The sequence below is a fragment of the Shimia sp. R11_0 genome, assembly GCF_017744035.1.
Taxonomy (GTDB): Bacteria; Pseudomonadota; Alphaproteobacteria; order Rhodobacterales; family Rhodobacteraceae; genus Shimia; species Shimia marina.
In genome coordinates this window covers 1-14,702 of the sequence record NZ_JAGHQY010000011.1, presented here as the reverse complement: position 1 = coordinate 14,702, position 14,702 = coordinate 1, and the positions used below count along the sequence as shown (strand labels likewise).

General features: G+C 56.2%; 9 protein-coding genes. 8 read left to right on the top strand and 1 reads right to left on the bottom strand.

The annotated features are described in order from the left end of the window. Positions 1-420 precede the first annotated feature (420 nt). The 3 genes from rpoB (at position 421) to J7382_RS18060 (ending at position 9,913) form a co-directional block, all read left to right on the top strand. Entirely contained in the window at positions 421-4,557 is a 4,137-nt protein-coding gene (gene rpoB / locus J7382_RS18070) for a DNA-directed RNA polymerase subunit beta (protein WP_209070389.1), read from the top strand. 52 nt (positions 4,558-4,609) lie between these two features. After that, positions 4,610-8,857 carry a DNA-directed RNA polymerase subunit beta' gene (gene rpoC / locus J7382_RS18065; protein WP_209070388.1) on the top strand — a complete coding sequence of 1,416 codons (4,248 nt, stop codon included), beginning with the start codon at positions 4,610-4,612 and terminating at the stop codon, positions 8,855-8,857. A gap of 165 nt (positions 8,858-9,022) precedes the next feature. Further along, positions 9,023-9,913, top strand: coding sequence for a DMT family transporter (locus J7382_RS18060; RefSeq protein WP_209070387.1), 891 nt, complete (start codon positions 9,023-9,025; stop codon positions 9,911-9,913). Here J7382_RS18060 and J7382_RS18055 read toward each other — a convergent pair. Beyond that, on the bottom strand, positions 9,889-10,689 hold the full coding sequence (locus J7382_RS18055) for a putative rhamnosyl transferase (protein ID WP_209070483.1): 801 nt from the start codon (positions 10,687-10,689) through the stop codon (positions 9,889-9,891). The genes J7382_RS18060 and J7382_RS18055 overlap by 25 nt on opposite strands. Before the next feature lie 343 nt (positions 10,690-11,032). Between J7382_RS18055 and rpsL the strand changes: the two genes are divergently transcribed. From rpsL to J7382_RS18030, 5 genes are all read left to right on the top strand, one after another. Continuing rightward, positions 11,033-11,404: a 30S ribosomal protein S12 gene (gene rpsL / locus J7382_RS18050; protein ID WP_054000841.1), complete on the top strand. Its 372-nt coding sequence runs from the start codon at positions 11,033-11,035 to the stop codon at positions 11,402-11,404. Between the two features lie 15 nt (positions 11,405-11,419). Further along, on the top strand, positions 11,420-11,890 hold the full coding sequence (rpsG, locus tag J7382_RS18045) for a 30S ribosomal protein S7 (RefSeq protein ID WP_058239837.1): 471 nt from the start codon (positions 11,420-11,422) through the stop codon (positions 11,888-11,890). Between the two features lie 21 nt (positions 11,891-11,911). Continuing rightward, on the top strand, positions 11,912-14,029 hold the full coding sequence (fusA, locus tag J7382_RS18040; protein ID WP_209070386.1) for an elongation factor G: 2,118 nt from the start codon (positions 11,912-11,914) through the stop codon (positions 14,027-14,029). Continuing rightward, entirely contained in the window at positions 14,026-14,535 is a 510-nt protein-coding gene (locus J7382_RS18035) for a hypothetical protein (RefSeq protein WP_209070385.1), read from the top strand. The genes fusA and J7382_RS18035 overlap by 4 nt, the downstream gene beginning before the upstream one ends. Before the next feature lie 40 nt (positions 14,536-14,575). After that, positions 14,576-14,702, top strand: a 127-nt coding sequence (locus J7382_RS18030) for a GTP-binding protein (protein WP_229802302.1), incomplete at its 3' end; no start/stop codon positions are given.

Genomic DNA, 14,702 nt, shown 5'->3' with positions numbered 1-14,702 from the left:
GTGGTTGTGCTCAGAAAGTAAGCGTGGTGGGTTTTGTCAAATGTCAAGCCCAAAGGGGTTGCCAAATAAGGCTTGATTCAATATTCGGTAATCTCTTGCGGTTTCGAGCGATTCGGGACCGCTTTTTGTCCTTCGTGGATTTGATAGATAGGCGGCGCGCAGTGGGTGGCGGATTCCACCCGATCGAAATTAGATAAATATCAGAAAATAAAAGAAAAATTTGGTTTGCCCCGGCTTGGCAAGCCTCTTGGGTGGCGCAGAGCGCGCGGTCAGGAGGCTTTCCAAGGCAGGGTTTGGAACGGGAGGCCCCCTTTGGGACGGGGGCCGGGAATTGTCCAGATCTTGACCCTCTCGTATGGGCGCAGTGCCGAGGACCCGACGGCACTTGTGTTCGGTGAGAAATGAAAGGTGACGATAGTCATGGCTCAAAGCTTTCTTGGCCAGAAACGTTTGCGCAAATACTACGGCAAGATCCGCGAAGTGCTGGAGATGCCGAACCTGATCGAGGTTCAGAAATCCTCATATGATCTTTTCCTGAAATCTGGTGATGCACCGCAGCCAACCGCTGGCGAAGGCATCATGGGCGTGTTCCAATCGGTGTTCCCGATCAAGGATTTCAATGAGACTTCCATTCTGGAATTCGTCAACTACGAGCTGGAGAAGCCGAAGTACGATGTAGAAGAATGTCAGCAGCGTGACATGACCTACAGCGCGCCTTTGAAGGTGACTTTGCGTCTCATCGTATTTGATGTGGACGAAGACACCGGCGCGAAGTCTGTGAAAGACATCAAAGAACAAGACGTGTTCATGGGCGATATGCCGCTGATGACACAGAACGGCACCTTTGTGGTGAACGGCACCGAGCGCGTGATCGTGTCTCAGATGCACCGTTCTCCGGGCGTGTTCTTTGATCATGACAAAGGCAAAACCCACTCCTCCGGCAAACTGCTGTTTGCCTGCCGCATCATTCCCTACCGCGGCAGCTGGCTGGACTTTGAGTTTGACGCCAAAGACATCGTTTTCGCGCGGATCGACCGCCGTCGTAAACTGCCTGTGACCACCCTGCTGTATGCGCTGGGTCTGGACCAGGAAGGCATCATGGATGCCTATTACGACACTGTGAACTACACGCTGGACAAGAGCAAAGGTTGGGTCACCAAGTTCTTCCCTGAGCGTGTGCGCGGCACCCGCCCGACACAGGATCTGATCGACGCGGCCACCGGCGAAGTGATTGCGGAAGCTGGCAAGAAGGTCACGCCACGTGCGGTGAAGAAGATCATCGACGAAGGCAAGATCACCGACCTGCTGGTGCCGTTTGAGCACATCGTAGGCAAGTTTGTTGCGCAGGACCTCATCAATGAGGAAACCGGTGCAATCTACGTGGAAGCCGGTGATGAGCTGACACTGGAATATGACAAAGATGGCGACCTGATCGGCGGCACCGTGAAAGACCTGATTGATGCAGGCTTCACCGAGATCCCGGTTCTGGACATCGACAACGTCAATGTCGGCCCTTACATGCGCAACACCATGGCGCAGGATAAGAACATGTCCCGCGATACCGCGCTGATGGACATCTATCGGGTGATGCGTCCGGGTGAGCCACCCACCGTTGAAGCGGCCAGCGCGCTGTTTGACACACTGTTCTTTGACAGTGAGCGTTATGACCTGTCTGCGGTTGGCCGTGTAAAGATGAACATGCGTCTGGCTCTGGATGCGGAAGACACACAGCGGACCCTGCGCAAGGAAGACATCATCTCCTGCATCAAGGCGCTGGTAGACCTGCGTGACGGCCGTGGCGACGTGGACGACATCGACCACCTCGGCAACCGTCGTGTGCGCTCCGTTGGCGAGCTGATGGAGAACCAGTACCGTGTTGGCCTGCTGCGCATGGAACGTGCGATCAAAGAGCGTATGAGCTCTGTTGAGATCGACACGGTGATGCCGCAAGACCTGATCAACGCCAAGCCAGCCGCGGCGGCTGTGCGTGAATTCTTCGGCTCCTCGCAGCTGTCGCAGTTCATGGACCAGACGAACCCGCTGTCTGAAGTGACGCACAAGCGTCGTCTCTCCGCGTTGGGCCCAGGCGGTCTGACCCGTGAGCGTGCAGGCTTTGAGGTGCGCGACGTGCACGCGACCCACTACGGTCGTATGTGCCCGATTGAGACACCTGAAGGTCCAAACATTGGTCTGATCAACTCGCTGGCGACTTTTGCCCGCGTGAACAAATACGGCTTCATCGAAACACCGTATCGTAAGGTTGAGAACGGCGTGGTCTCCGATGAGGTGAACTACATGTCCGCAACCGAAGAGCAGCGTCACACCGTTGCTCAGGCGAACGCGGCGCTGGATGAAAACGGCAAGTTCGTAAATGAGTTCGTCAACACCCGTCAGGCGGGTGAATATACGCTGGCGTCTTCGGAAAATGTCGATCTGATCGACGTGAGCCCGAAACAGCTGGTGTCTGTGGCGGCCTCGCTCATCCCATTCCTTGAAAACGACGACGCCAACCGCGCTCTGATGGGCTCGAACATGCAACGTCAGGCGGTTCCACTGCTGCGTGCTGAGGCACCGCTGGTGGGGACCGGTATTGAGGAAAAAGTGGCGATCGACTCCGGCGCGGCCATTCAGGCCAAGCGTGCGGGCATCATCGACCAAGTGGATGCACAGCGTATCGTGATCCGCGCCACCTCCGATCTGGAGCTGGGCGACGCGGGTGTGGATATCTATCGTCTGCGCAAGTTCCAGCGTTCCAACCAGAACACCTGCATCAACCAGCGTCCGCTGGTGAAAGTGGGTGACACGGTGTCCAAAGGTGAGGTGATTGCCGATGGTCCGTCCACCGATATCGGTGAACTGGCGCTTGGTAAAAACGTGGTTGTCGCGTTTATGCCTTGGAACGGTTACAACTACGAAGACTCCATTCTGATCTCCGAGCGCATCGCGCGTGACGACGTCTTTACTTCGGTTCACATCGAAGAATTCGAAGTTGCCGCACGTGACACCAAGCTTGGCCCAGAAGAGATCACCCGCGACATTCCAAACGTCGGTGAAGAAGCGCTGCGCAACCTCGATGAGGCCGGCATCGTTTACATCGGTGCGGACGTTGAGCCGGGCGACATCCTCGTTGGTAAGATCACACCGAAGGGCGAAAGCCCGATGACACCTGAAGAAAAGCTTCTGCGTGCCATCTTTGGTGAGAAAGCCTCTGACGTGCGTGACACCTCGCTGCGCGTGAAGCCGGGTGACTTCGGGACTGTTGTGGAAGTGCGTGTCTTCAACCGCCATGGTGTGGAAAAAGACGAGCGTGCGCTGCAGATCGAGCGGGAAGAAATCGAACGTCTGGCACGTGACCGTGACGACGAACTCGGCATTCTGGACCGCAACATCTATGCCCGCCTGAAAGGCATGATCCTTGGCAAAGTGGCTGTGAAAGGCCCGAAAGGCGTCAAAGCGAACTCGGAAATCACCGAAGAGCTGCTGGCAAGCCTGAGCCGTGGTCAGTGGTGGCAGCTGGCGCTGGAAGATGAACAGGACGCACAGATCGTTGAGGCTCTGAACGAGCAGTATGAGATCCAGAAACGTGCGCTTGAGCACCGTTTTGAGGACAAGGTCGAGAAAGTCCGTCGCGGCGATGATCTGCCACCGGGTGTGATGAAGATGGTCAAAGTCTTCATCGCTGTGAAGCGTAAGCTTCAGCCAGGCGATAAGATGGCAGGTCGTCACGGGAACAAAGGTGTTATTTCCAAGGTTGTGCCTATGGAAGACATGCCGTTCCTCGCAGACGGTACACCGGTTGACTTCTGTCTGAACCCACTGGGCGTGCCTTCGCGTATGAACGTTGGTCAGATCCTTGAAACCCACATGGGTTGGGCCGCACGTGGCCTTGGTCTGAAGATCGATGACGCGGTGCAGGAATACCGTCGCTCCGGCGATCTGACACCTGTGCGTGAGATGATGCGTCTGGCCTATGGCGAAGATGTCTATGAAGAAGGCATCGCAGGCATGGATGAAGGTCAGCTTCTGGAAGCGGCGGGCAATGTGACCCGTGGTGTTCCAATCGCGACCCCAGTCTTTGACGGCGCCAAAGAAGGTGACGTGAATGACGCGCTGGTGCGTGCTGGCTTCTCGGAAAGCGGTCAGTCGATCCTGTTTGACGGTCGTACCGGTGAACAGTTCGCACGTCCGGTGACTGTGGGTATTAAGTACCTGCTGAAACTGCACCACCTGGTGGATGACAAAATCCACGCGCGTTCGACCGGCCCATACTCCCTCGTCACACAGCAGCCGCTGGGTGGTAAGGCACAGTTTGGTGGTCAGCGTTTCGGGGAGATGGAAGTCTGGGCTCTGGAAGCTTACGGCGCCGCCTACACCCTGCAGGAAATGCTCACCGTTAAGTCGGATGACGTGGCAGGCCGGACCAAGGTCTACGAAAGCATCGTCAAGGGCGAGGACAACTTCGAAGCGGGCGTCCCAGAATCGTTCAACGTTCTGGTGAAAGAAGTCCGTGGTCTCGGCCTGAATATGGAACTCCTGGATTCGGAGGAAGGTGAGTGAGGGCGCGGGCTCTCACTCCATCCACTCTCCCAGCAGAATTTGAGGTATCAAAATGAACCAGGAACTGACGAACAACCCGTTTAACCCGCTGGCCGCACCTAAGGCGTTTGATGAGATCAAAGTGTCTCTCGCGTCTCCGGAGCGGATCCTGTCGTGGTCTTACGGTGAGATCAAAAAACCAGAAACCATCAACTACCGTACGTTCAAGCCTGAGCGTGACGGTCTGTTCTGTGCGCGTATCTTTGGCCCAATCAAAGACTATGAATGTCTCTGCGGCAAATATAAGCGCATGAAGTATCGCGGCGTTGTCTGCGAAAAATGTGGTGTTGAAGTTACCCTTCAGAAAGTGCGCCGCGAGCGCATGGGCCACATCGAGCTGGCCGCGCCTGTCGCCCACATCTGGTTCCTGAAATCGCTGCCATCCCGCATCGGCCTGATGCTGGACATGACACTGCGTGATCTGGAACGTGTGCTGTACTTTGAAAACTACGTTGTTATCGAGCCCGGTCTGACCGATCTGACCTACGGGCAGATGATGACCGAAGAAGAGTATATGGATGCGCAGGACGCATACGGCATGGACGCGTTCACTGCCAATATCGGTGCCGAAGCGATCCGTGAGATGCTGTCCCAGATTGATCTCGAAGCGGAAGCCGAGCAGCTGCGTGCCGATCTGGCTGAAGCGACTGGCGAGCTGAAGCCTAAGAAGATCATCAAGCGTCTGAAAGTTGTGGAAAGCTTCATCGAATCCGGCAACCGTCCGGAGTGGATGATCCTGACCGTGATCCCGGTAATCCCGCCAGAGCTGCGCCCGCTGGTGCCGCTGGATGGTGGCCGCTTTGCGACCTCGGATCTCAACGACCTCTATCGTCGTGTGATCAACCGGAACAACCGTCTGAAGCGCCTGATCGAGCTGCGCGCGCCGGATATCATCGTGCGTAACGAAAAGCGGATGCTGCAGGAATCTGTGGATGCGCTGTTTGACAACGGCCGCCGTGGCCGCGTGATCACCGGTGCCAACAAGCGTCCTCTGAAATCCCTTTCCGATATGCTGAAAGGGAAGCAGGGTCGTTTCCGTCAGAACCTTTTGGGGAAACGTGTTGACTTCTCTGGCCGTTCGGTGATTGTGACCGGTCCGGAACTGAAACTGCATCAGTGTGGTCTTCCCAAGAAGATGGCGTTGGAGCTGTTCAAACCGTTCATCTACTCGCGTCTGGAAGCCAAAGGGCTTTCTTCCACTGTGAAGCAGGCCAAGAAGCTGGTGGAAAAAGAGCGTCCCGAAGTCTGGGATATCCTTGATGAGGTGATCCGCGAACATCCTGTCATGCTGAACCGTGCGCCGACGCTGCACCGTTTGGGCATTCAGGCGTTTGAACCCACCCTGATTGAAGGCAAGGCCATTCAGCTGCACCCGCTGGTCTGTTCTGCGTTTAACGCGGACTTTGACGGTGACCAGATGGCTGTGCACGTGCCGCTCTCGCTGGAAGCTCAGCTGGAAGCGCGCGTGTTGATGATGTCCACCAACAACGTTCTGTCCCCGGCCAACGGTGCCCCGATCATCGTTCCTTCGCAGGATATGATCTTGGGTCTCTACTACACCACCATCATGCGTGAAGGCATGAAGGGTGAGGGCATGGTGTTCTCCTCCATCGAGGAAGTGCAGTATGCGCTGGACGCCGGTGCGGTTCACCTGCACGCCAAAGTGCACGCCCGTATCCCTCAGATCGACGAGAACGGTCTGGAAGTGGTGCAGCGTTTTGAAACCACGCCGGGCCGTGTGCGTCTGGGTGCGCTTCTGCCGCAGAACAACAAGGCACCCTTTGAGCTGGTGAACAAGCTGCTGCGTAAGAAAGACGTGCAGAACGTGATTGACACCGTCTATCGCTACTGTGGCCAGAAAGAGTCCGTCATCTTCTGTGACCAGATCATGACCATGGGCTTCCGTGAAGCGTTCAAGGCGGGCATCTCGTTTGGTAAAGACGACATGGTGATCCCCGACAACAAGTGGACCATCGTGGATGATACCCGTGATCAGGTGAAAGACTTCGAACAGCAGTACATGGACGGCCTGATCACTCAGGGCGAAAAGTACAACAAAGTTGTCGATGCCTGGAGCAAGTGTAACGACAAGGTCACCGATGCGATGATGGGAACCATCTCCGCGACGAAGACCGAAGAGAATGGTGCCGAAGCGGAACCAAACTCGGTTTACATGATGGCGCACTCCGGTGCGCGTGGCTCGGTCACGCAGATGAAGCAGCTGGGCGGGATGCGCGGCCTGATGGCGAAGCCGAACGGCGACATCATCGAGACCCCGATTATCTCGAACTTTAAAGAAGGTCTGACCGTTCTGGAGTACTTCAACTCCACCCACGGTGCCCGTAAGGGTCTGTCTGATACCGCGCTGAAAACTGCGAACTCCGGTTACCTGACGCGTCGTCTGGTGGACGTGGCGCAGGACTGCATCGTGCGTATGCACGACTGTGGCACTGACAACGCGATCAACGCGGAAGCGGCTGTGAACGACGGTGAGGTTGTGTCTTCGCTGGCAGAGCGTGTTCTGGGCCGTGTTGCGGCAGAGGACATCATGAAGCCGGGCACCGATGAGGTGCTGGTGGCGCATGGGCAGCTGATCGACGAGCGTATGGCAGACTCCATCGACGAAGCGGGTGTGCAGAATGCGCGTATCCGCAGCCCGCTGACCTGTGAGGCCGAAGAGGGCGTCTGTGCGATGTGCTATGGTCGTGACTTGGCACGCGGCACGCTGGTGAACACCGGCGAAGCCGTGGGCATCATCGCGGCGCAGTCGATTGGGGAACCTGGGACACAGCTGACGATGCGGACCTTCCACATCGGGGGTGTTGCGCAGGGTGGTCAACAGTCGTTCCTGGAAGCGAGCCAGGAAGGCAAGATCGTCTTTGAAAACGCCAACATCCTGGAGAACGCCAATGGCGAGGCTCTGGTGATGGGCCGTAATATGAAGCTGATCATTCAGGGCGAAAACGGCGACGAGCGTGCCAACCACAAGGTCGGGTATGGCTCCAAGCTGTTTGTCAAAGATGGTCAGACCATTGGCCGCGGCGACAAGCTGTTTGAATGGGACCCATACACTCTGCCAATTCTGGCGGAGAAAGACGGTAAAGCGAAGTTTGTGGACCTCATCACCGGCCTGTCGGTGCGTGACGAAACCGATGACGCAACCGGTATGACCCAGAAGATCGTGTCTGACTGGCGTGCGGCACCAAAGGGCAATGAGCTCAAGCCGGAAGTGATCCTTGTGGACGCGGATGGTGAGCCTGTGCGCAACGATGCTGGCAACCCGGTCCACTACCCAATGTCTGTGGACGCGATTCTGTCGGTCGAAGATCAGCAGGACGTGAAAGCCGGTGACGTTATCGCGCGTATCCCGCGTGAAGGCGCCAAGACCAAGGACATTACCGGTGGTCTGCCACGTGTGGCCGAACTGTTCGAAGCCCGTCGTCCGAAAGATCACGCGATCATCGCCGAAATCGATGGTTACGTGCGCTTTGGCCGCGACTACAAAAACAAGCGCCGTATCGCGATCGAGCCGTCTGATGAGTCCAAGGAGACCGTGGAATACATGGTGCCCAAGGGCAAACATATCCCTGTGCAGGAAGGCGACTTCGTGCAGAAAGGGGATTACATCATGGACGGTAACCCGGCTCCGCATGACATCCTCTCCATCATGGGTGTTGAAGCGCTGGCGGATTACATGATCGACGAAGTGCAGGACGTGTATCGCCTGCAGGGTGTGAAGATCAACGACAAGCACATCGAAGTGATTGTGCGTCAGATGCTTCAGAAGTGGGAAATCTCTGACAGCGGTGAAACCACCCTGCTCAAAGGTGAACACGTCGAGAAGGCTGAGTTTGTTGCCGCCAATGAGAAGGCGCTGGCCGAAGGCCGTCGTCCTGCTCAGGGTGAACCGATCCTGCTTGGTATCACCAAAGCGTCGTTGCAGACCCGTTCCTTCATCTCTGCGGCCTCGTTCCAGGAGACAACCCGCGTTCTTACCGAAGCCTCCGTGCAGGGTAAGAAAGACAAGCTGGTTGGCCTGAAAGAGAATGTCATCGTGGGCCGTCTGATCCCGGCTGGTACGGGCGGTGCGACACAGAAAGTGCGCCGCATTGCTTCTGAGCGTGACAACGTGGTGATCGAAGCGCGTCGTGAGGAGGCCGAAGCGGCCGCCCGTCTGGCCGCTCCGGTGGAAGATGTGAGCGCGGATGACGTGTTTGACAGCGGTCTGGTGGAGACACCTGAGAGCCGCGACTTCGACTAAGACCTCAGACATCTGAAGATTTGAAAGGGCCCCCGGCAAAAAAGCCGAGGGCCCTTTTGCCTTCGGCGAGAGTATTTTGGTCAGAAGAAGTCACAAGAGGTCTGGGCTTGGCAAAGCCGTCAGACGGCCCTAACGTCGCGCGGTTGCAGCTGAGGGGAGAGGGCGATGGCGGCGCTGTCGGACAATACAAAGGGGGCACTTTTGATGATGTGCTCCATGGCGGCCTTTACGTTCAATGATACATTGATCAAGTCGCTGGGGCCGCAGGTGCCGCTGTTTCAGATGCTGTTTCTGCGTGGGGCCATGGCCTCGGTATTGATCTGGCTGCTGGCACGGCGTGTGGGGCGGCTGCGCTGGCGTCTGGCACGCCGAGACTGGGGGCTGATTGGGCTGCGCACCGGTGCAGAAATTGGCGCCGCTTATTTCTTTATCACCGCGCTTTATCACATGCCCATCGCCAATGTGACTGCGATCCTTCAGATCCTTCCACTGACCGTCACTTTGGGCGGGGCCCTGTTTTTTGGAGAAAGCGTGGGCTGGCGTCGGGCCTCAGCGATTGCGGCGGGGTTCTGCGGTATGTTGTTGATTGTCAGACCCGGGGCCGAGGGGTTTGACCACTATACGGTTTACGCCCTGATCGCTGTGGGGTTTGTGACACTGCGGGATCTCGCCACGCGCAAAATGTCAGCAGAGGTGCCCTCAATGACCGTTACCCTGGTGGCGTCACTGGGGGTGATGTCGTTTGCCGGAGTGGCGAGCCTTGGCGCAGACTGGGTGCGCATGGAGCTGGCGCAATGGGCGCTACTTGCCGGGGCCGCCGTATTCATTCTGGGAGGCTATCTGTTTTCCGTCCTTGTCATGCGGGTCGGAGAGGTCAGCTTTGTTGCACCGTTTCGCTACAGTGGGTTGCTGTGGGCCCTGCTGCTGGGATTTCTGGTGTTTGATGACTGGCCGGACCCAATCACGCTTTTGGGCGCGCTGATTGTGGCCAGCGCAGGCGTGTTCACGCTGGTACGTGGACGCCGCCTCAGTCAGGCAAAGACGCTGCGGACCTGATCCACGTCGATTGCAAAGCGGGATTTGAACCGCGCCTCTTCTTCGCTGGTGAGCGGCGTGACGGGTACGGGTTTTACCTTTTTCTGGCGGCTGTCGTTGTAGCCATTGTGGGTGCGCACCCACATGGGCGTGTCGGTGAAGCTCAGCGTGGGCATGAACTGGTTCATAATGCCATGGCGGAAATTCATAATGGTCAGATCACAGCCGCCGCGCACATACATGCCCAGTGACGCCACATAGAGATTGCGCACCGTGTCAGCGGCGGCGATGCCGGCGCTGCTCATTTCCGCGATATAGCCGCGGTTCCAGTCAAAAGCGACGGTGCGGTGTTGGGGCAGGAGCGGTGCTACGTCATCTGCTGCCGCGCGCAGACGCTCGAAAAAATCCACTGAGATGGCATCATCATCGTCATGACGGAACTGCAGGCATGGGGCCTTGGGATCTTTGCGCGCGCCATTGAGCAGCTTTTTCATCAAAGGGCGGTGTGGCTCTGGTGGATGGGCGACGATGGTGATCTGCGGGATATCTGTGGTCAGATCATGCAATCGTTCCACGTGTCGTTTGGGCAGCGTGTCCCCGATCAGCAGGATCATCTCAAAATTTTGATCGGTCTGGGCCTTCAAGCAGGGCAGGGCCACAGTTTCCATCAGTTGAAAGCGCTCTTCCAACCGGTCTTCTTGATAGAGAAAGGCAATGCGGTCTTCGATGGTGTCATGTTCTACTTGAAACCCACCAAGAGCCGGGTATGAAAATCGGCACAGGCCAATCACCTGCATGTCCTTACTGTCGATCATTGCTTGCCTTCCCTGTGTTGACGCCACATTGGCAGGGCGCGGCGGTCAGTGCAACCGGACCGCTGTTGACAAGGGCCGCGACTCCCAATATACGCGCGCTCATCCGGCGATGGGGGAAGTGTATCCTGAGCCGTTTCACACCTGTAGTGGTCAAGTTCCGGTCTGCTTTGAAGGCCGCAACCTCTGAGACTCCACCGCGTCGTTTGCCTCGGAATGGAAACGATTGCGGTTTTTGCGCTTGTGCATGCACAAGGTGCAGAAAACACAGATAACCGCGTCGGGCTTCGGTCTGGCGTATAAATGGAAGCAATAGGAAAGAGACCCTATGCCAACGATTCAGCAGCTGATCCGCAAGCCGCGTCAGCCTAAAATCAAGCGCTCCAAGTCGCAGCACCTGGAGCAGTGCCCTCAGAAGCGCGGCGTGTGCACACGTGTATACACCACCACCCCTAAGAAACCGAACTCCGCTATGCGTAAAGTTGCGAAGGTGCGCCTGACCAACGGTTACGAAGTGATTTCCTACATCCCGGGTGAAAGCCACAACCTTCAGGAACACTCTGTGGTTCTGATCCGTGGCGGTCGTGTAAAAGACCTTCCGGGTGTCCGTTACCACATCCTGCGCGGTGTTCTGGATACCCAAGGCGTTAAAGACCGTAAGCAACGTCGTTCGAAGTACGGCGCGAAGCGTCCTAAGTAAGAAGGAGAGGCTGATATGTCACGTCGTCACGCCGCCGAAAAACGCGAAATTCTGCCTGACGCCAAATTTGGCGATAAGGTTCTGAGCAAATTCATGAACAACCTGATGATCGACGGCAAAAAATCTGTTGCCGAAAAGATCGTTTACAACGCGCTGGACCGCGTTGAAAACAAGGTGAAGCGCGCCCCTGTTGAAGTGTTCCACGAAGCACTCGACAACATCAAACCATCGGTTGAGGTTCGCTCCCGCCGTGTGGGTGGTGCCACCTATCAGGTTCCGGTCGAAGTGCGCCCAGAGCGCCGTGAAGCCCTGGCCATCCGCTGGCTGATCACTGCTTCCCGTGGCCGCAACGAAAACACCATGGAAGAACGCCTGGCCGGTGAACTTCTGGATGCCGTGAACTCCCGCGGTACCGCCGTTAAGAAGCGCGAAGACACTCACAAGATGGCAGAAGCTAACAAAGCCTTCAGCCATTATCGCTGGTAAATCCCATAAAGGCTTAGACCAATGGCACGCGAATATACGCTCGAACATTACCGTAACTTCGGTATCATGGCGCACATCGATGCAGGTAAAACCACCTGCTCCGAGCGCATCCTGTATTACACCGGCAAATCCCACAACATCGGTGAGGTGCACGACGGTGCAGCCACCATGGACTGGATGGAGCAGGAGCAGGAACGTGGTATCACCATCACCTCCGCTGCGACGACCACTTTCTGGGAGCGCACCGAAGATGGCCAAACTGCGGACACGCCAAAGCACCGTCTGAACATCATCGACACCCCCGGCCACGTTGACTTCACCATTGAAGTTGAGCGTTCGCTGGCGGTTCTCGATGGTGCTGTCTGTGTTCTGGACGCCAACGCTGGTGTTGAACCTCAGACTGAAACTGTGTGGCGTCAGGCTGACCGCTACAAGGTTCCACGCATGGTGTTCGTCAACAAGATGGACAAAATCGGCGCGGACTTCTTCAACTGTGTGAACATGATTGAAGACCGTACTGGTGCCACCGCTGTTCCAATCGCTTTCCCAATCGGTGCAGAAACCGAGCTGGAAGGTCTGGTTGACCTGGTGACCATGGAAGAATGGCTGTGGCAGGGTGAAGACCTCGGCGCAAGCTGGGTGAAAGCACCGATCCGTGACGAACTCAAAGATCTGGCCGACGAATGGCGCGGCAAGATGATTGAGAACGCCGTCGAGCAAGACGACGACGCCATGGAAGCATACCTGGAAGGCGAAGAGCCTGACGTACCAACCCTGCGCAAACTGCTGCGCAAAGGTACCCTGTCTCTGTCTTTCGTTCCAGTTCTCGGCGGCTCTGCGTTTAAGAACAAAGGTGTTCAGCCTCTGCTCAACGCTGTGATCGACTACCTGCCGTCCCCACTGGACGTTGTTGATTACATGGGCTTCGCACCGGGTGACGAAACCGAAGAGCGTAACATTGCCCGTCGTGCAGACGACGACATGGCGTTCTCCGGCCTGGCGTTCAAAATCATGAACGACCCGTTTGTGGGCTCCCTGACCTTTACCCGGATCTACTCCGGTGTGTTGAACAAGGGCGACACGCTCCTGAACTCTACCAAAGGTCGTAAAGAGCGCATCGGTCGTATGATGATGATGCACTCCAACAACCGCGAAGAAATCACCGAAGCATTTGCGGGTGACATCATCGCGCTGGCAGGTCTGAAAGACACCACAACCGGTGACACGCTCTGCGCGACCAACGATCCGGTGGTTCTGGAAACCATGACCTTCCCGGATCCGGTGATCGAAATCGCTGTTGAGCCAAAGACCAAAGCTGACCAAGAGAAAATGTCTCAGGGTCTTCAGCGTCTGGCAGCCGAAGACCCATCCTTCCGTGTTGAGACCGACCTCGAGTCCGGTCAGACCATCATGAAGGGCATGGGCGAACTTCACCTGGACATCCTCGTGGACCGTCTGAAGCGTGAGTTCAAGGTTGAGGCCAACATCGGTGCACCGCAGGTGGCATACCGTGAAACGATCTCCAAGGCGATCGAGCACACCTACACCCACAAGAAACAGTCTGGTGGTTCCGGTCAGTACGCTGAAGTCAAAATGGAAATCATGCCGACTGAAGCGGGCGAGGGCTACTCCTTTGAAAGCCGCATCGTTGGTGGTGCTGTTCCAAAGGAATACATCCCGGGTGTGGAAAAAGGCATCCAGTCCGTCATGGACTCCGGTCCTCTGGCAGGCTTCCCAGTGATCGACTTCAAAGTTGCTCTGATCGACGGTAAGTTCCACGACGTGGACTCCAGCGTTCTGGCCTTTGAAATCGCAGCTCGTATGGCAATGCGCGAAGGCATGAAACTGGCCGGCGCGAAACTGCTTGAGCCGATCATGAAAGTGGAAGTGATCACACCTGAAGAATACACAGGTGGCATCATTGGTGACCTGACCTCCCGTCGTGGTCAGGTGTCCGGTCAGGAACCACGCGGCAACGCGGTTGCAATCGACGCATTTGTGCCACTGGCCAACATGTTCGGTTACATCAACAACCTGCGTTCGATGTCTTCCGGTCGTGCGCAGTTCACCATGCAGTTCGATCACTACGATCCGGTTCCGCAGAACATCTCTGACGAGATCCAAGCGAAATACGCATGATGATGAAGCGCCGTACATTCTCTCTATTGGCCGTTGCTGCTCTGGTGGCTGGCTGCATGCAAACACAGGAAGTCGATAGCAATGTCGCATCTACCTTGTTTGTGCAGGAAGTTGTCGCAACAACTTCGGTCACACGGAAAAATACGGCGCTTCCCAAACAGCAAATCCTCAACACTGTAGAAGCAAAGTCTTTGGCGGTGTTGCAGGCAGCCAACCCCAAAGGGTATCGCCCCGTAAAAGTGAATGTGAACATTGACAATTTTTACATCGCGAACCCAGGGGCCGGCGCGCTGCTTGGAAGCACTATGAGTACTGTACACACGACCGTTGAGGTGGTTGATTTGGAAACTAACTCAACAATCAAGGATGGGTTGTCTGTTATTGGATCAACGGAAGCACGTCCTACGATTTTTGGTGCCGCAGCAATTCAAGAGGCGGCAAAAGAAGTCGATATCATCGCTAGTGATTTGGCTCAGAACCTAAAAATCGCAATTTATGGAGAATGAGCCCGTTATCTAACGGATTCGAAATTCAAAGGAGGCCATTATGGCTAAGGAAAAGTTTGAGCGCAGTAAACCGCACTGCAACATCGGCACCATTGGTCACGTTGACCACGGTAAAACCACACTGACAGCTGCGATCACCAAGCAATTTGGTGACTTCAAAGCCTACG

Excerpts from the sequence above, each read along its gene's own strand:
- rpoB (WP_209070389.1), top strand. The coding sequence starts at position 421 with ATGGCTCAAAGCTTTCTTGGCCAGAAACGTTTGCGCAAATACTACGGC.
- rpoC (WP_209070388.1), top strand. The coding sequence starts at position 4,610 with ATGAACCAGGAACTGACGAACAACCCGTTTAACCCGCTGGCCGCACCT.
- J7382_RS18060 (WP_209070387.1), top strand. The coding sequence starts at position 9,023 with ATGGCGGCGCTGTCGGACAATACAAAGGGGGCACTTTTGATGATGTGC.
- J7382_RS18055 (WP_209070483.1), bottom strand. The coding sequence starts at position 10,689 with ATGCAGGTGATTGGCCTGTGCCGATTTTCATACCCGGCTCTTGGTGGG.
- rpsL (WP_054000841.1), top strand. The coding sequence starts at position 11,033 with ATGCCAACGATTCAGCAGCTGATCCGCAAGCCGCGTCAGCCTAAAATC.
- rpsG (WP_058239837.1), top strand. The coding sequence starts at position 11,420 with ATGTCACGTCGTCACGCCGCCGAAAAACGCGAAATTCTGCCTGACGCC.
- fusA (WP_209070386.1), top strand. The coding sequence starts at position 11,912 with ATGGCACGCGAATATACGCTCGAACATTACCGTAACTTCGGTATCATG.
- J7382_RS18035 (WP_209070385.1), top strand. The coding sequence starts at position 14,026 with ATGATGATGAAGCGCCGTACATTCTCTCTATTGGCCGTTGCTGCTCTG.